This window comes from Brachyspira aalborgi (genome assembly GCF_008016455.1).
In the GTDB taxonomy this organism is placed as follows: Bacteria; Spirochaetota; Brachyspiria; order Brachyspirales; family Brachyspiraceae; genus Brachyspira; species Brachyspira aalborgi.
This window is the reverse complement of record NZ_SAXU01000001.1, coordinates 438,693-456,118: the sequence shown is the minus strand read 5'-3', so window position 1 is coordinate 456,118 and position 17,426 is coordinate 438,693. Positions and strand designations below refer to the sequence as shown.

At 27.3% G+C, this 17,426-nt stretch carries 21 protein-coding genes and 1 tRNA gene; 13 read left to right on the top strand and 9 right to left on the bottom strand.

The features are described 5' to 3' along the window. Positions 1-11 precede the first annotated feature (11 nt). The 4 genes from EPJ79_RS02115 (at position 12) to miaA (ending at position 2,180) form a co-directional block, all read left to right on the top strand. A tRNA-Asn gene (locus EPJ79_RS02115) sits at positions 12-84 on the top strand. 166 nt (positions 85-250) lie between these two features. Continuing rightward, entirely contained in the window at positions 251-802 is a 552-nt protein-coding gene (gene gmk / locus EPJ79_RS02110; RefSeq protein WP_147559578.1) for a guanylate kinase, read from the top strand. 15 nt (positions 803-817) lie between these two features. Then, positions 818-1,228 carry a hypothetical protein gene (locus tag EPJ79_RS02105; protein ID WP_147559579.1) on the top strand — a complete coding sequence of 137 codons (411 nt, stop codon included), beginning with the start codon at positions 818-820 and terminating at the stop codon, positions 1,226-1,228. Positions 1,229-1,250: 22 nt separating this feature from the next. Next, entirely contained in the window at positions 1,251-2,180 is a 930-nt protein-coding gene (miaA, locus tag EPJ79_RS02100; protein ID WP_147738260.1) for a tRNA (adenosine(37)-N6)-dimethylallyltransferase MiaA, read from the top strand. Here the strand turns inward: miaA and EPJ79_RS02095 are convergent. The 4 genes from EPJ79_RS02095 to EPJ79_RS02080 all read right to left on the bottom strand — a co-directional run bounded on the left by EPJ79_RS02095 (position 2,175) and on the right by EPJ79_RS02080 (position 4,118). Beyond that, entirely contained in the window at positions 2,175-2,588 is a 414-nt protein-coding gene (locus tag EPJ79_RS02095) for an EamA family transporter (protein WP_147738259.1), read from the bottom strand. The genes miaA and EPJ79_RS02095 overlap by 6 nt on opposite strands. Before the next feature lie 106 nt (positions 2,589-2,694). After that, on the bottom strand, positions 2,695-3,015 hold the full coding sequence (locus EPJ79_RS02090; RefSeq protein ID WP_021958955.1) for a hypothetical protein: 321 nt from the start codon (positions 3,013-3,015) through the stop codon (positions 2,695-2,697). 66 nt (positions 3,016-3,081) lie between these two features. Continuing rightward, complete coding sequence (locus EPJ79_RS02085; RefSeq protein WP_021958954.1) at positions 3,082-3,315, bottom strand: hypothetical protein; 234 nt, start codon at positions 3,313-3,315, stop codon at positions 3,082-3,084. Positions 3,316-3,338: 23 nt separating this feature from the next. Continuing rightward, on the bottom strand, positions 3,339-4,118 hold the full coding sequence (locus tag EPJ79_RS02080) for a biotin--[acetyl-CoA-carboxylase] ligase (RefSeq protein WP_147738258.1): 780 nt from the start codon (positions 4,116-4,118) through the stop codon (positions 3,339-3,341). A 99-nt stretch (positions 4,119-4,217) separates the two neighbouring features. Here EPJ79_RS02080 and EPJ79_RS02075 point away from each other — a divergent pair, with 99 nt between their 5' ends. After that, on the top strand, positions 4,218-5,297 hold the full coding sequence (locus EPJ79_RS02075) for a PP2C family protein-serine/threonine phosphatase (RefSeq protein WP_147738257.1): 1,080 nt from the start codon (positions 4,218-4,220) through the stop codon (positions 5,295-5,297). Between the two features lie 278 nt (positions 5,298-5,575). Continuing rightward, positions 5,576-5,794, top strand: a complete 219-nt coding sequence (locus EPJ79_RS02070; protein WP_147738256.1) for a hypothetical protein — start codon at positions 5,576-5,578, stop codon at positions 5,792-5,794. A gap of 3 nt (positions 5,795-5,797) precedes the next feature. On the opposite strand, the gene guaB is transcribed toward EPJ79_RS02070, so the two are convergent. Beyond that, positions 5,798-6,913, bottom strand: a complete 1,116-nt coding sequence (gene guaB, locus EPJ79_RS02065; protein WP_147738255.1) for an IMP dehydrogenase — start codon at positions 6,911-6,913, stop codon at positions 5,798-5,800. Between the two features lie 205 nt (positions 6,914-7,118). Between guaB and EPJ79_RS02060 the strand changes: the two genes are divergently transcribed. Next, positions 7,119-7,712 (top strand): hypothetical protein, encoded by a 594-nt coding sequence (locus EPJ79_RS02060; protein WP_147559497.1) that lies wholly within the window; start codon positions 7,119-7,121, stop codon positions 7,710-7,712. Between the two features lie 123 nt (positions 7,713-7,835). Here EPJ79_RS02060 and EPJ79_RS02055 read toward each other — a convergent pair whose 3' ends face one another. Both EPJ79_RS02055 and EPJ79_RS02050 read right to left on the bottom strand, forming a co-directional pair. Then, positions 7,836-9,245, bottom strand: coding sequence for an ABC transporter permease (locus tag EPJ79_RS02055; protein ID WP_147738254.1), 1,410 nt, complete (start codon positions 9,243-9,245; stop codon positions 7,836-7,838). After that, positions 9,246-10,286, bottom strand: a complete 1,041-nt coding sequence (locus EPJ79_RS02050) for an ABC transporter permease (RefSeq protein ID WP_147738253.1) — start codon at positions 10,284-10,286, stop codon at positions 9,246-9,248. Between the two features lie 640 nt (positions 10,287-10,926). On the opposite strand from EPJ79_RS02050, the gene EPJ79_RS02045 reads away from it, so the two are divergent. Together EPJ79_RS02045 and EPJ79_RS02040 are read left to right on the top strand one after the other, a co-directional pair. Further along, positions 10,927-12,396: a CsgG/HfaB family protein gene (locus EPJ79_RS02045; RefSeq protein WP_147738252.1), complete on the top strand. Its 1,470-nt coding sequence runs from the start codon at positions 10,927-10,929 to the stop codon at positions 12,394-12,396. Position 12,397: 1 nt separating this feature from the next. Further along, the gene (locus tag EPJ79_RS02040; protein ID WP_147738251.1) at positions 12,398-13,000 is read left to right on the top strand and encodes a hypothetical protein; all 603 of its coding nucleotides are present in this window, start codon (positions 12,398-12,400) and stop codon (positions 12,998-13,000) included. Here EPJ79_RS02040 and EPJ79_RS02035 read toward each other — a convergent pair whose 3' ends face one another. Beyond that, a complete protein-coding gene (locus tag EPJ79_RS02035) occupies positions 13,001-13,480 on the bottom strand; it encodes a septum formation initiator family protein (protein ID WP_147738250.1) in 480 nt (159 codons plus the stop codon). It abuts the gene before it with no gap. Positions 13,481-13,616: 136 nt separating this feature from the next. On the opposite strand from EPJ79_RS02035, the gene EPJ79_RS02030 reads away from it, so the two are divergent. Genes EPJ79_RS02030 through EPJ79_RS02015 form a run of 4 tightly spaced genes read left to right on the top strand, consistent with a single transcriptional unit; the run spans position 13,617 to position 16,640 of the window. Then, positions 13,617-14,231, top strand: coding sequence for a hypothetical protein (locus tag EPJ79_RS02030; protein WP_147738249.1), 615 nt, complete (start codon positions 13,617-13,619; stop codon positions 14,229-14,231). Then, a complete protein-coding gene (locus tag EPJ79_RS02025; protein WP_021957640.1) occupies positions 14,228-14,989 on the top strand; it encodes an ABC transporter permease in 762 nt (253 codons plus the stop codon). Before EPJ79_RS02030 ends, EPJ79_RS02025 begins: the two co-directional genes overlap by 4 nt. Next, the gene (locus EPJ79_RS02020) at positions 14,979-15,692 is read left to right on the top strand and encodes an ABC transporter ATP-binding protein (protein WP_147559503.1); all 714 of its coding nucleotides are present in this window, start codon (positions 14,979-14,981) and stop codon (positions 15,690-15,692) included. The genes EPJ79_RS02025 and EPJ79_RS02020 overlap by 11 nt, the downstream gene beginning before the upstream one ends. Before the next feature lie 18 nt (positions 15,693-15,710). Beyond that, positions 15,711-16,640: an ABC transporter substrate-binding protein gene (locus EPJ79_RS02015; protein ID WP_147717322.1), complete on the top strand. Its 930-nt coding sequence runs from the start codon at positions 15,711-15,713 to the stop codon at positions 16,638-16,640. 58 nt (positions 16,641-16,698) lie between these two features. Here EPJ79_RS02015 and deoD read toward each other — a convergent pair whose 3' ends face one another. Then, positions 16,699-17,397, bottom strand: coding sequence for a purine-nucleoside phosphorylase (gene deoD, locus EPJ79_RS02010; protein WP_147738248.1), 699 nt, complete (start codon positions 17,395-17,397; stop codon positions 16,699-16,701). Positions 17,398-17,426: the final 29 nt, after the last annotated feature.

The window sequence follows — 17,426 nt, the reverse complement described above, 5'->3', positions numbered from 1 at the left end:
ATTAAAAACATTCCGAGATAGCTCAGTCGGTAGAGCAGGTGACTGTTAATCACCGGGTCGCAGGTTCGAGCCCTGTTCTCGGAGCATAGACAAGCCCCGCATTAGCGGGGTTTTTTGAAATTGATAGCGTAAAAAAAATAATAAAATAACGCTTGATTTTTTTTTATATTATAGTATAATTATTGCAATTCTCTATAATATATGTTTAATATATGTTTAGGCATATTTGTATATTTTAACTGGATATCTTATGGGTAAGATTATTGTTATTACGGGACCTTCGGCGGCTGGTAAAACTACTTTAATAAAGAAATATATATCGAACCATCCTGAAGTTCTCTTCGCCGTTTCGCATACCACGAGGGAAAAGAGAAGCGGAGAGATTGAAGGAAAAGATTATTATTTTATAGATAAAGAAAAGTTTGAAGAAATGATAAACGAAGGAAAATTTTTAGAATGGGCAAATGTTCATGAGCATTATTATGGAACATCTTTTGAAGAAATTGATAAAGCGAATGATAAAAAATCCGTTTTAATACTTGATATAGATATTCAAGGAGCTTTATTTCTTAAAAATAGCGGAATAAAAGCAAAATATATATTTATAGACCCGCTTTCAATAGAGGACTTGAAAAATAGACTTGAAGGCAGAAAGACGGAAGATGAAGCGAGCATAAAAATAAGAATTTGGAATGCTAAAAGAGAATTAGAATATAAAGATAATTTCGATTTTGTAATAAAAAACGATGAAATAGAAAAAGCTTATAAAGAGCTTGAAAAAGCCGTTAATTCAAAAAAATAATTTATGGAGTTAAAAATGAGCATAATACCTTTAAAAAAACTTATAGAATATAAAGGAAATCGCTACGAACTTAGCCGAGCTATGATAGAGTTGGCAAAATCTGGCGGTAATTTATTAAGAAACGAAACTAAATACAGAAAAGGAAAATATATACAAACCGTTATTAAAAATATACTTGACGGAAATATAAAATACGAATACGAAGACGATACTAAAATGTCTGTAGATGCGGACGCTCCTTTTAAGAGTTCAAAAAGCGAATACGATGCCGAAGCTTATGCGATTGAAGAGACTAAAAAAGAAGAAGAAATTGAAGAAACTTCAGCGGTTATATACGATGATGACGATGAGGAAGAAGAGACGCCAAGAAGAAGACGAAGAAGAACTAAAAATCAAGAAAACAACCAAGAAGACGAAAAAGAATAATTTTATTAAAAATTAAATTAAAGTGAAAAAAATTGTTTTTATATCGGGAGCTACAGCGTCTGGTAAAAGCGATTTCGTCCATAAACTCATAGACAATTATTTTAACAACGGCGTTATAATATCTATAGATTCTATGCAGGTTTATAAATATATGGATATAGGTTCGGCAAAACCTTCTTACGAAGAGATAAAAAAATATAATTATAAAATGATAGATATTGTAGAGCCTTCTTTTAATTTCAATATTAAAGATTATCTTGAAATATTTAAAAATGTTATTGAAAATATTGATATTGATAAAGCCCCGATTTTTGGAGTCGGCGGAACGGGTTTTTATATCGATTCTATAAAATACGGAATATTTGACGAAACAAACGACAATAAAGAAAATTCAATTAAAATCAGAAAAGAACTTTATCAAAGAATAGAAAACGAAGGATTAGAATCTTTATATTTAGAGCTTTTAAAAGTCGATAAAGAATCTGCAGAAATTATAGATAGATATAATTCAAGAAGAGTAATAAGAGCTTTAGAAGTTTTTTATAATACGGGAAGAAAATTTTCGGAGTTAAAAAAAGAAAGAAAAAAAATAATCGATTTGGATTATTTAAGTTATATAATGGATATTGAAAGAGATACGCTTTATAATAATATTAATAAAAGAGTCGATTTAATGTTTGATAATGGGCTTCTTGAAGAGGTTAAATCAATAATAAAAATGAATGTAAATATAAATTGCACTTCTATGCAGGCGATTGGCTATAAAGAATGCTACGATTATTTAGTTAATAATTCTATGAGTTTTGAAGAGCTTAAAGAGATTATAAAAAAACGCACTCGAAATTTTGCTAAAAGACAATTAACTTGGTTTAGAAGAGAAGAGCATAAAAGAATAAAACCCGAAGATATAGAAAAAGTAGCAAAAGAGATAAAAGATTTTTATAAATCATAAACTAATCATTAAAGTTCCCGCTATAATAAAAATAATTCCTATAATCGTTTTTAAGGTTATAGTTTCTTTTAAGAATATAAAAGCAAGAATAATTGTGAGAGCTATTGAAAGTTTATCTATAACGGCAACTTTTGAAACTTCGCCAATTTGAATAGCTTTAAAATAAAATATCCAAGACAATCCTGTAGTAATGCCCGAAATAATTAGAAATATTAAATTTTTTGAATTAATCGATTTTATATTTTCAAAAGAATTTGTATAAAAAACTATAATCCAAGAGATAATCAAAATTATTATAGTTCTTATAGCCGTAGCAAAATTTGAATTGATATTAGACAAACCTAATTTTATAAATATTGCCGTTAGAGAAGCGAATATTGAAGATATTAAAGCGTAAATTAAATACATTAAAAATCCTTATAATTTTTTTATTATATTTTAAATTTATAAGAAAAAAAAAACAACGATTAATAAAATTATCGTTTTAAAAGCGAATAAAATATAAAATTTATAATCAATAATCTAATTTGATTAAATAATCTAATTTATCGACTAATCTCTTAAAAGGTCTTTGAACATTAATCATAGAATGCTCCGTATCGTTTCCGTTTTCGTCAAGAACATATATATCGTAAAATATTTCTTTATGGTCGTCTTCATTTTGAACTATTAATCTAATAAATATAAAATTGTTAATATTTATTCTGTCCATTTTAGGCTCGTATTCCAAATGTTTAATTTCTTTGTTTAATAATTCTTTTCCCAAATTTTCAACCACGACATTGTATATAGAATCCAATTCTTTCATTATATAGTGAATATTATTGTCAAACATATTATTGCTCCTTAAAATTAAAATATTTAATAGTAAATATAACATATTTAATTTAAATATCAATTATTATTTTTTAAAAAGAAATTCTTTAGATATAAATATCGTAAATACTATTAATATTATTCCGCTTATTCCCGCGCTTATATAAGGAGATATAAAAGATATTAAGAGAGGAATTATAGCGGTAATAACAATAGAAAGTATTATTATAATAATTTCAAATATTATAAATAAAAGAATTTTCTTTTTATCTATCGGTTTTTTCTCTTCAGGTTTTTTATAAGGTATCGGTTTTCTCATAATTTTTTCCTAATTTTATTTTTTTAATAAAAAGTATCTATATCAAGCGAAGCTCTCGATATCCAAGTTTCCTCAATATTATTTACTTCAACTTTTAAATATCCTTCTTTGGTTATATCTTTTACAAAAGCCTCGATTTCTTTTCCGTCTTTTTTTGCTTTTATTTTTTTTCCTATCATTTCGTTATTTTCTCTAAAAAGTTCGATTAATTTTTTTTCGCCTAAATAAATTTCTTCAAAATAATAAATAAATTCTTTATAAAATTCTTCTAATTTAATTTTTATTCCCGTTTCTAAAAATAACGAAGTCGCTTTATTTATTATATCAGAAGAAAAATCATTTTTATTATGATATAAATTAATTCCCGTTCCCATAATGCATGCATTTTTATTATTTATATTTATAATTTGAATTAGAGTTCCCGATATTTTTTTATCTCCGACAAGAACATCGTTGGGCCATTTTATATGAGCTTTAATATTATAATTTTCTCTTAATAATTTTGTTAAAGCTATGCATGGCAAAAAAGTTAAAACTTCTTTATTAAACGGAGAATATAACAAAACGCTTAACCATAATCCTAAATTATTATTAGAAGCCCAAGAATTTCCATAACTTCCTTTTCCTGAAGTCTGTTTTAAGGCTATATAAACCGCGCCTTCTTGCAAGTTAAAATTGTTATTTAAATCTTCAATCATTTTTTTATTTGTGCTTTCAATAATTTCAAACAGTTTTAAGTTTCTGCCGTATATTTTTGTTTTTAAGTTATCAGTCCAATTATTTTGTAATATGTTAACTTCCATGATTTTATTATATATTAAAAATTTATTATATCAATAGGAAATAAAATATTTACATAAATATAACTTTTTGCTATAATTTTAAAATAGGCAATATTTATAATGAAAGCGGAAAAAATTTCGGCAATATTAAAATTTATCTCAATAGTATTCTTTGCGCTATTTATTTTATTAATGATATTTTCAATAGTTAGTTATACTAATAAGAAAATTTTTATAACTTTATTAACATTATTTTTACTTTTTATAATTCCGTTTTTTATTTTTTATAAATATAGCGTTAAAATTTATTCTAAAAATTCTTATAAAAAAATAAAAGAAAATAAAGAAAAATTAAATCATATATCTTTAAATTATTCTATATTAAAAGATTATCAAAAAGCTATTTTAGAATTAAAAGAAAAAAATACTTATATACTTGGCAGATTTGATGTAATTTATTCTTTAAATAAAAATTATAAAAAAGACATGAAAAGAGCGAGAAAAATTCAAGAGGCAATGATAAATAAAAAGATTTTGAAAAATAAATTTATCTCTTCGGCATGCTTTTACGAACCTTTTGAAATTATAGGCGGAGATTTTTTTGATTATGTTTATATTAATGAAAATAGAATTTTATTTATTATGTCGGATGTAAGCGGGCATGGAGTTGAGGCTGCAATAGTCACTTCAATGCTTAAAACCACTTTTAGAAATTTATCTAATTCTTTTAATTCTGTCAGTTCTTTATTATTTGAAATTAATAATTATTTAGTCGACACTTTACCAGCGGATTTTTATTTGACAATGATAATTGCCGATATAGATTTTGAGAGTAAAAAAATTAATTATTCAAACGCTTCTCATACTCCTTTACTTTTAATAAAAGATAAAGAGATTATAGAATATTCTAAAGGCGGAACTATAGTAGGACTTTTCAAAAATGCATTTTACGAAGAGGATATTATAGAATTAAATAACGGCGATATATTTTTATTTTTCACTGATGGAATAATAGAAGCTTCGCAATCAAAAAACAAATACGATATTTACGGAATTAATAAACTTAAAAAAATTATTTCGACAAATAAAAATCTCGATGCTGACGCTTTAATGACAATTATAAAAAACGATTTTTACGAATATCTTTCCTACAGAAGCCCAGACGATGATTGCTCTATGTTTTTATTTAAGCTTAAATGATAAGACGCCCTTTTTGAGAGCGCCTTAAACAGTTTAATTAAATGAAGGTTATAAAATATATTGTATAATTTTAATATACAAAATAGTTTGCAAATTCAATATTTTCTTTGTTATTGTTAGCTTATTCTAACATAATGTTTGATTTAAATCAATAGTTTATCGCAAATTTTTTTAAAATTTTTTTAGAAAAAAAGATTAAAAATTATTATAAAATGATGCTATATAATATGAAAATTTAATAAATTTTAATATTTTTTATGGATTTTTAAATAAAACACTTGACTTTTACAAAAATAAATGGTAATAAAAATTTTAAAATATGCGTTGACGAATATAGAGATAAAAATAAAAATAGTTTGGAAAACTCGCCATTTAATCATAAGTTAGTTTTTCAAAGTTACAAAGAAATATGGAGAGGCGGACAACCTTATATAAGAACAGAAGAATTTATAAAAGAATTCAATATTCAGAAATTTTTAGAAAAATATATAAAATAAATTCTAATAATTAGGCGCTTTAGAAGTTATCTTCACATCATGCACATGACTTTCCGCTAAACCTTGATTTGTTATTTTTACAAACTCCGCTTTTTCTTGAAGTTCTTCTATATTTTTAGCGCCAACATAACCCATTCCCGCTCGAACTCCTCCAATAATTTGATAAATTACATCGGCTACATGTCCTTTATATTCCGTCACGCCTTCAATTCCTTCGGGAACGAATTTCGATTTATTAATAACTTCGCTTTGAAAATATCTGTCTTTGCTTCCTTGAATCATAGCTCCAACCGAACCCATTCCTCTATATGGTTTATATTTTTTTCCGTCTATAATTATTACATCTCCAGGCGCTTCATAAGTTGAAGAAAATAATCCGCCCGCCATAATCGCATCCGCTCCGACTGCGAAAGCTTTAACTATATCTCCAGAATATTTTATTCCGCCGTCAGCTATAGAACCGACATTATTTTTTTTAGCGATTTGAGAAGCGTCTAATATTGCCGTAAGTTGCGGAACTCCGATTCCAGCTATTATTCTTGTCGTGCATATTGAACCAGCTCCAATTCCTATTTTTATAGCGTCAACTCCAGCGTCAATTAAAGCTTTAGCTCCTTCAGAAGTCGCAATATTTCCAGCAATTACATCTATGTCGGAATATAATTTTTTTATTTCTTTTATAGCTTTCAAAACATTTTGAGAATGTCCATGCGCCGTGTCAATAACTATTATATCTACTCCAGCTTCAATAATTTTTTCTATTCTTTTATATCTATCTTCTGAAATTCCTATTGCCGCAGCAACCAATAATTTTCCGTTTTTATCTACGCTTGATAAATTTTTATTTTCTATTTCGTTAAAATTTTTTACCGATTCAACTTCTTTAGCTTGCATCTCCAAAGGCATGTTTTTGTGAACGACTCCAAGCCCTCCGCATAATGCCATAGCTATTGCCATTTTATGTTCTGTTATCGTATCCATTGGCGAACTTATTAAAGGAATTTTTAAAGTTATTTTTTTAGTTAATTTTCTTTCTAAATTTACATCTTTCGGCAAAATATCCGATTCTTTCGGCACTAATAAAACATCGTCAAAAGTTAAAGCCCCTCTTATCTTCATAAAATATCCTTTCAAAGTATAATGTTTTATTATATTTCGTATATGTATAAAAAACAAGTATTTATTACGATTTTTATATATTATTTATAATCCAAATTTTTAAAATTTTTTTATTTTTTTACTTGACTTTTTAGAATAATTTAACTATATTATTAACATAAAATATAATAATGTTAATAGATAATACTATTAACGAGGAGTGATTATGTTTAAAAATTTAAAACTCAAATATCCGTTTTTATCAATAATAGCGGTAATAATCGTAGTTTGCTTAATTGCTATAGCTTGTAAAAAGAAAGCTACCGAACCAAGTTTTACTGTTGAAGTAGAAAAAGTGCCAGGAGTAGAAACGCCAAAACCTGGCGATGTAATGCCTTTTACGGATGGCGAAATGTTAAAACAGTTTAAAGGCTATGTATTTAAATCTGGTCCTTATTTTTACGATAGCGATTATACAAAATTTTATTATTTCTGGGCGGAAATAGTAGACGAATATGAATCAGCTGAAGGAACGGAAACTTATATAAAATATACTCTTAAAGACGACGAAGGAAATATAGCTGGAAATGAAAATATTAAATTCTATGTAGACCCTAGATATAATAAAGCTCCTACTTACGAGTTAGAAGGCATTAGAAATGTTGTCTATGAGAATACGGTAACTCCTAATAAAAATAGAGCGGTAGCGACATTTAGTAGAGACGGTTATTTAGTGGTAAAGTATAATAATATAGGCGTAGATATTACTTATTCTTTATATTCTATAAACCTAGAAACTGAATACAAACCTACAAACTAAAGCAATAAAACATTTATTAAATAAGTCAAATTACGATTAAAAAGGGGAATGTAAATTATGCATTTCCCTTTAATTTTTTAAATGAAATTATTTTTAATAAAATGTTTTAATCAATAATTAATTTTATCTATTTCTTAATTTTGGATGAAGAATTTTATCTAATGCAAATCCTAAAAATGCAAAAGACATTCCCAAAACTGCAATTAAAATTCCAGGCGGAATTATCCACCACCAAAGTCCAGAAAGAACCGCCGAACCTTTCATCGCGTCATGTAAAATTTGTCCCCAAGTGACTATTGTCGCATCTCCAAAACCAAGAAGCGATAAAGAAGATTCGTAAACTATTGCAGAAGGAACGGCTAAAGCCATAGACGCAAAAGAAAACGGAAGGAGTAGTGGAGTTAAATGATTAAATATTATTCTAAAATGTCCAGCTCCAATAGTTCTTGCAGCTTCAATATAAGTTTCTTCTTTTAATTGCATAGCCATAGAGCGAACAGTCATAACCGAACCCGTCCAAGAAAATAATATCATCATAGCAATCATTGTCCAAATGCTCGGTTTGAATATTGCGCTCATTACTATCATAACGGGCAAAACGGGAATTCCTATAAATATTTGATAAATAAATTGCATAAATCCGTCAACGAAACCTCCTAAATATGCAGAAATTATTCCATACATAACGCCAATTATTACCGCTATAAAACTTGTAGCTATTCCTATAAATAAAGCCCATTTCAAACCAGATATAAGTCCAGAAAAAATATCTCTTTTCATGTTATCAGTTCCCATTAAACCCGACATTGAACCGACTAAAACCATATAAGGATTATCGACTTCGGAGTTGGAATCCGAAATTTTTCCCATTATTTCAAATTTATAAATTCCTTTTAACGATAAAAAATTTTCAGCCATATCGTTTTTTTTTGTATTAAATAATATTGTCATTGGGTTTGTGGTTATAGCGTCTAATTGTCTCGCTAAAAATTTTGGCACAGATTCTCTATAAAATCTAAATATTCTATTTTTTGAATCGTTAAAAGCCGATATTCTTAAATTTCCGTAAGCGTTATATAAACCGTCATAAAGAATTATACTCTCTTCGTCAGGGCGAATAACTTTCCAAATTAATCCCGTGTTTCCTTTAATATTCAAATGAAAAATTAAATCTACAGGCGGTTTGTCAAAATTATAATCGTATTCAAATAAAATTTTATAATTTAATTGATTGTCTATATAATTTGTTTCAAAACTTATAGCCTCAATATTTGCAGTAATAGAAGCTTTTTCTTTTTGAAAAAAATTAATCCAAATCGGAGGAGCGGAAGTCGGGTTATCCTGCCAATAATTAATATCTCGCCATCGTTTCGGCGCTTCTTTATAAGTTAAAATTAAAGGCTCAAATAAAGATATTAAAATCGAAATAATAAGAATCGATAATCCTATCATTCCCGTTTTATCTTTTTTGAATTCATTGAAAAAATCTATTATAAGATTTTGTTTTTGCGGATTTAGTTTTTTATTTTCCATTTATAATTTTCCTCCGACTTTTATTCTTGGGTCCAAAAATCCATAAGAAATATCAAGTATAACGAGTCCTAATTGATATAATGCCGTAGTTATAGCTAAATTTCCCATTAAAACGGGAATATCATTTTGTTGAACGGCTATCCAATATAAATTGCCTAATCCTGTCCAAGAAAAAATGCCTTCAAATATTATTGAACCCGCTATTGAGCCAAGAAGTCCAAGCAGAGTAATCGTCACTATCGGAGGCGCTGCGCTTCTTAAAGTATGCCCGAATAGAATTGATTTTTCGGTTAATCCTCTCGCTCTTGCAGCCATTATATAATCTTCTTGCAAAGTATTTAAAACTATATTTCTAACTACAAATGAAATTCCCCAAAAACCTATTAAAACCAATGTTATTAAAGGAAGCGACATATGCCATAACATATCTAAAAAATACATTATTCCATCGGGAGTAGGCACGGAATGAACTCCGCCCGAAGGAAAGAGATTTAATTTATAAACGAATATCATTATAAGAATCATTGAAAGCCACCAAGTAGGCATGCCGTAAACTATCATAGTAAAAATGCTTGTCGTTCTATCGAATATGTTTCCCGCTTTTCTTGCCTTTATCAAACCTATAGCTAAACCGATAATTATTTGAATTATAGCAGCAGTTGTAAATAATATTATAGAGCGAGGCAAAGCTTCGCCTATTATTTTTATGACGCTTCTGTCTCCGTTTGAATCCATCATAATGCTTGATTTTCCAAATTGAAAAGTTATAGTATTAATCGCTCTTAAAAATATTCTCTCGCCTTTGCTTCTGTTAAGCCAATAAATATCGTAATAATAGCTTCTTCTTTCTTTAATAAAATTGTCTATATCTTCCGTTCGCATATTAACCAAACCTCTAACTTCGGCGTTAATATTTTCTTCTATTTGCGCTTTTAAAGTTTTTTCGCTTACGGTATTAAATATTGCCGAAGACATAAACATAAGTATTATAAACATTATAATACCTTTCAATATTCTTTTAATTACAAAATAAGTAAACATAATAATTTATTATATAAGGATTCTTATTAAAAAGCAATAAGGAATAATTTATAATTTTTTATAGAGTTAAAATAAGAAATAGGCAAGATATTTTTTATAACAAAAAAAAAGAAACAAGACTAAAGCACGCTTTCAGCGAAAACATTAACACTCTGAATTTTAAGTCCAATGGTTATGGTTTATATTTTCTTTATTTAGATTTTATTAAATTAAGCAACGTGAGTTTTACTCACTTGTATCTGAATATAAAATTTTATTTAGATTTTATACTTTATAAAAATGCTGTTTTTAGTCTAATTCTGAATTTATTAATTTCATTTATATATATTCTTTATTTTTTTAATTTTATTGTCATTGAGAGTGATACTAAAGCTCGCCGTTGGTTAACGAACGAAGCAATATACTATTAATAAAGTTAAATTTTAAAATAGAATTTTATTAATTTTGGATTAACATACCTTCGGCTTGCAATGACATTTTTTTATTTTGGTCATCATTGAAACTATTTTTTATAATTAAATAAACATATAAATAACATTAATTTAAGAAAATTACTTTATTCCATAGCATTTTACATTTGACTTTTTTTACTAATGATATAATATTATATAAAAATATGTATTTAATTATAACAGCATAAATGAAAAAGACGATTTTTTTATTTTTTATAACAATTTATACTTGCTTATTTTCTCAAAGTATCAATAAAGAAAAAGAAATAACGGATAGATATGTTAAAGAAAATATTGCCGTTTTTGAAATTGAAGATGTCTCAACAGAATACAGAAAAGATTTAAGTAAAAAAGTTACTAAACTTATTGAAAATTCATTAACGAGAATGAACAGATTTAATATTGTCGATAGAGCTAATTTAGATAAATACTTAAAAGAAATGGAACTTCAATTAACGGGAATTACGGAAGAAGAGGTTATAGAAGTCGGAAAAATTTACGGCTATAGCAAAGCGATAACGGGAAAAATAACTTCGGCAAATGTAACTTTTGATTACGATATAGAATTAGGAAGCGGAAATATTTACGCTAATGTCGATTTAATTTTGCAAATAGTCGATGTCGAAACTACTAAAATATTATATTCTTCAAAAATATCTGGCTCAACTTATTATACGATAACAAAGTATCCTTCTATGGCGTTGAGAGAAGCCGCTTTAGATTCCGCTTGCAATGATTTGGCTATTCAAGTTGAAAGCAAAATGAGAAATATTTTTAAGGTTATTCTAAAAATATCGGATATGAAAGACGGAAACGCTATTTTATTTGCAGGAAGCGAACATGGAATAAATAAAAATACAAGATTTAAAGTTTATTCAAAATCGGAAGATACAATTTTACCATCTGGAAATATTATAGAAGGACAATATAAAGAAAAAGGAACTTTAAGAATAAAAGAATTGGGAAGAGATTATTCTATAGCGAAAATATCGAGAGGAAAAAATATTAAAGCTGGAGATATAGCGAAAGAAACTCATATAGGAAATTTTATAGTCGGTTTAAATATAAATTATGCGGAGTATAAAATAAAGTCTTTTCAAAAAACTTATAACGGTTTTACTAATAAAGGACAATTAAATATTAATTTAAATAAAAACGATTTCGCTTTGGGAATTCATTTTAAAGTCGGATACGATAATAATTTATTTTCTCCAAATTTAAGTTTTGGATTATTATTTGGCGACTTTTTCAAATCGAGCTACGGAATTGATATGAGATTTAATTTTGATATTAATGTTAATATTTATCAGGAAGTCGTTAAATTTGTATTCGTGCCTTATTTAGGAATAGGAATAACATTTACAGATATAGGAAATATAAGCGGAGGCGATTATTATATAGACGCTAATACTTCTATACCGAATGGCTCTAAAATAAATTCAAGAGATATTATGTTTGGTATTGGAGCTTTGGCTATTATACAATATAATATAAAAGACACTTTAGGATTTAATTTTGGATTTGGTTATAGACTTTATACTAATCCTATTAATTTAGGAACTTATTATGACGGAAACAGTTTTGAATTGCCCGAAAAAATAAGAACGGTTAGTTTAATGGGATTTGAATTTATGATAGGAATATACGGACTTTTATAATATGAGATTTTACAGTTTTATAATAATAATATTTTTGATAATAAATAGATTTGCTTTTTCGGATTTTTATTTTGCGGATACGGCGAAAGAATTTGGAACTAATGAAGCTATAAAGTCGCCTATTATTGAAGATGAGCAAGAATTGGCTTCAAAATATTCAACAGACACAAATAATATAAATTCGTTTTTTCAAATGCAAGGAACTAATATTATAAATCAAAGAGGAGTTACTAGCTCTTCGATAATATTCGAGCCTCCTTATAAATCGCATCCTTTTAGATATACGGAAGTTACTTTTATATTATCAAGTTTTTTATCATATACTTACGCTTCTTTTTTAGTATTCGGTTTGGACGCTTTAGAAAATACTTTCGTTCAGCCTTCGACTACAGGACGAGCGAGATATAAATCTTTATGGATTTCGGCTACAATATTTGAAGTAACAGCTGGAGTAATTTTTGGCGCTGCTGTAGCTTATGACAGTTATCAGAGAATTTTTGGAAAGAAAAAAGAGGGAATGAGTTTTAATTTTGTTCCGTATTACGAGCCGATAAATAAAGACGCGGGATTTATGTTTTCTTTAAGTTATCCTTTAATGAGATAATTAACCGTTATTTATATTTTGATTTTGATTTGAAGAAGAATATTTTTGCCTATTAAAATATATAATAAATAATAGAATAAAAATCACGAGAGATAAAATAATTATTCTTTTAATATTTATATCTATTTCTTTATCTGAAGAATATTTTTGAATTGGAGCGGGCGACAAATCTTTAACCTCTTCGTCTTTTATAATTTTAATGATTTTTTCATTTTTTGAGCCGTCTAAATATCCGAAAGTTTTTGCATAAGAAATTATATATTCTCTGTCGGTTTTTAATCTTTCAATATTGCTTGTAATTTGTATTTTTTCTCTATTTAATTCCGCTATTTTTTCTTTTCTTATTTTTAAAAGTTCTTTTTTTGAATCGAGATTTCCAAAACCTTTAGGGCTAAAAACAAATATAAACACGGTAAATATTATTCCAATTAATATTATTCCGTAAAAAATTCCCGCTTTAACCCTAATCTTACAATACATAAACTATAACCTTATAAAATCTATGGTTTATTATCGGAAGGTTAGAGTTTAAAATTAAGCGTAGATCATTAATGTTATATTGACAAATTTTTTTATATATGTTATATTTATCTAACAATTTTTTTAAGGTTATTTTATGAATAAGAATTATGTTTGGGTTAATCCTGTTATAATGGTTCAATACGATATAGAATATTTAAAATATATTCTATCAAAAAACGGTTTTGAGATAGTATTGCCTAATAAAAACTGTTCCGATATAGTTAAAAATAAGTATAGAAAAAAATATTTAAATTCTGATAAATGTATAATTGATTCAAGATGCCCTAAAATTTATGAATATATAGATAATAATGATAATAGCTATGAATATGCTAATATTAATCCTATTTTAATAGAAACTGCTATAGAATTAAAGGCTCAAATTGAAAATAATATAATTATAATAACACCTTGTGTTGCTTTATCCAATTTTGGAAATTCATTAAATATAGAAGGATTAATTTTTAAAACTTGGATAGAATTTGTAAAAGAAAATAATATAATATTGGATGAAAATAAAAAAAGAAAACTAAATTCGAGTCCCATTCCTCTTGGATTTTTTAAAGGATTTGAAAAGGTTTATTCTGTCACAGGAGAGGATAATATATTGAAAGTCTTTAAAAATAAATTATACATGAACAGTAAAATTTTAGAGGCTCTTTACTGCGATAACGGTTGCCATAACGGAGACGGTATAGATAAAAAATGAAATTTATAAAATCAAATATGATATTAATTATAATTATAATACTCTGGTTTATAGCGAGCAAATCTAATATATGGAGTGAATATGTTCTTCCATCCCCTCAAAAAGTATTAAAAACATTCTATATAGAAACTATTAACGGCAATTTAATAAAAAATATTTATGTAAGCCTTTTAAGAGTTTTAACTGGATTTTCTATAGCGTTTATTTTAGCTTTTGTATTTGGAATGATACTTGGGACAAAACCCCAAATATTTATATATTTTAAGAATATAATAGAATTTATGAGAAATATACCGCCTATAAGTTTAATAGCAATATTAATATTATGGTTTGGCATAGGCGAAAAATCTAAAATTATAATTATTGTTCTTGCTTCATTTTTTCCAATACTTATTAATATAAGACAAGGTATATTTTCGGTTGATAAAAAACTTTTAGAAGTTGGATATTCTCTTAATTTCTCAAAGTTTAAAATATTTTTTTGTATAATTTTACCGAGTGCATTACCTGAAATATTAGCGGGAATGAAAATAGGACTTGGTTATAGTTTTAGGGCTATTATAGGAGCTGAAATGATAGCGGCTTCAAGCGGATTAGGTTATATGATACTTGATGCCCAACAATTATCAAGGTCGGATAAAGTTATAGTTGGAATAATTACAATAGGTATTTTAGGTTATTTATTAGATAGAATTTTTTATTATTTTATAAGAAAATTTACTTTCTATAATACTGAAGGAGTTAATATTGATAATTAGAACGGAAAATATTTCCAAATCATTTTTTGTTAACAATAAAAAAATAAAAGTGATACAAAATATAAATTTTGAATCCTTTCCCGAAGGTATAACCGTAATACTTGGAAAGAGCGGATGTGGTAAAACTACATTTTTGAGATTATTAGCTCAATTAGAGATTCAAGATAGCGGTAAAATAATAATCGAAGATAACGCTAAAATATCTATAGTTTTTCAAGAACATAGATTAATGCCTTGGCTTAATGTGTTTTCAAATATAACTTTTGGAATGAATAAATCGGAGAAAAAAGAATGTAAAGATAAAATATATAATCTTATAAATATGATTGGATTGAACGGTTTTGATAAGGCTTATCCTTATCAGCTTTCGCTTGGAATGATGCAAAGAGTAGCTATTGCAAGAGCTTTGGCTAACGATAGCGATATAATATTGATGGACGAGCCTTTTGCATCTTTAGATTACTTTACTAGGGAGACTTTGCAAAATGAGACTATAAATATTTGTATGAATAGTAAAAAATCTATAATATTTGTCACTCATAGTATTGACGAATCTTTAATTTTAGGAAAGAAAATAATTATATTTGAAGGAGGTAAAATAAAAAAAGAATATGACTTAAATCATGAAAACTATGATAGAAATATACTATCACCTTTTTTTATAGAATTAAAAAAGGATATTTTAAATTCGATTAAAAATTAACTTTTTAAGGAGCAAAAAATGAAAAATATTTTAAAATTACTATTATGTATCATATTAGTTTTGAGCTGTAAAAATAAGTCTGATTTTTCAGTTAAACAAATAGCATTAACTTATGTTAAATCACCTTTAAATGTGCCTTCTATGGTAGAAAGAGATAAATTTATATTTAGCAACGCTTTTAGCAAATATAATCTTCCCGTAGTATATTCCGAATTAACTACTGGACCAGACCAGACGCAAGCGCTGGCATCTGGCGATATACAATTTTTATATGCTGTCGGCTCTACTTCCGTTATACTTGCAAAAGCAAATGGAGCGGATATAAAAATAATAAATACTTATAGCAGGTCACCTAAATCTTTTGTTATATTTTCTAAAAATATTATAAAAGGCTCTAAAGATATTATAGGAAAGAAAGTTGCTGGTCCTAAAGGAACTATACTACATGAGCTTTTAGCCGCTTATTTGAATTCTTTGGGGTTGAAAGAATCGGATATTCAATTTATATCTATGGGAATTCCAGAATCTTATGCTGCATTATCAAGCGGTTCTGTAGACATGGCGCTATTGGCGGGACCTTCTGCTTATAATACGGCGAAAGAAGGATATAACATAGTTACTACGGGAGAGAGCCTTATAGAACCAGTAGTTGTTGTGGCTACAAGCGAAAAATTCTACAATAATAATAAAGAGTTAGTTGATACATTTATTAATGCCGAGATAGAAGTTTTAGATTATATGAATAATAATTATGATGAGATAATTTCTATATCGGCAAGAGAAACGGGATTAACGGAAGAAGCCGTAAAAGAAATGTATCTTATGTATGATTTTAATATAGATATAACTGATAAAGATATAACTTCAATAAGAAAAACCGAATCATTTATGAGAGAGAATAAAATGATAGAAAACGAGGTTGATATTAATGATTTATTTATAAATTAAAATATTTTGTTTTAATAAAATCCTATAGCTTTTTAATAAGTTATAGGATTTATTAATGTTAAACTAACGATAAAGCCACTTCCATCATATTAGTAAAAGTTTTTTCTCTCTGTTTGGGCGTTGTCGCTTCTTTTGTAATTAAAGAATCCGAAATTGTCAATATACAAAGAGCGTTAGCTTTTCCATAAGCGGCGTTCATATATAATGCGGCGGCTTCCATTTCTACGGCAAGCACTCCCATTTTTGCCCATTCAATCGTGGAATTATTCGCTCCGTAAAATACATCGGAAGACAATATATTTCCCACATGATAATTTATTTTCATGCTTTCCGCTTTGTCTACCGCTTTTTTTAATAATTCATAACTTGCTATTGGCGCAAAAGTTCCGTCTAATTCGTATTGACTTGCAAAATTTGAATCTGTGCAAGCTCCCATTCCTATAACCAAATCTCCAATTTTTAATTTGTCTAATAAAGCTCCCGCCGTTCCTATTCTTATAAGATTTTTGCATCCAAAAAAATGTATAAGTTCGTAAGAATATATCGCGCAGGAAGGCATTCCCATTCCCGTGCCTTGAACCGACACTTTTTTTCCTTTATAATTTCCCGTATAACCGAACATATTTCTTACGGAATTATATTGAATAACATTTTCTAAAAAATTTTCCGCTATAAATTTTGCCCTCAAAGGGTCGCCAGGTAAAAGTATAGTTTCCGCTATATCGCCTTTATTTGCCTCTATATGCGCCGTTGACATAATTCTCTCTCCTAAAATAATAAAAAATT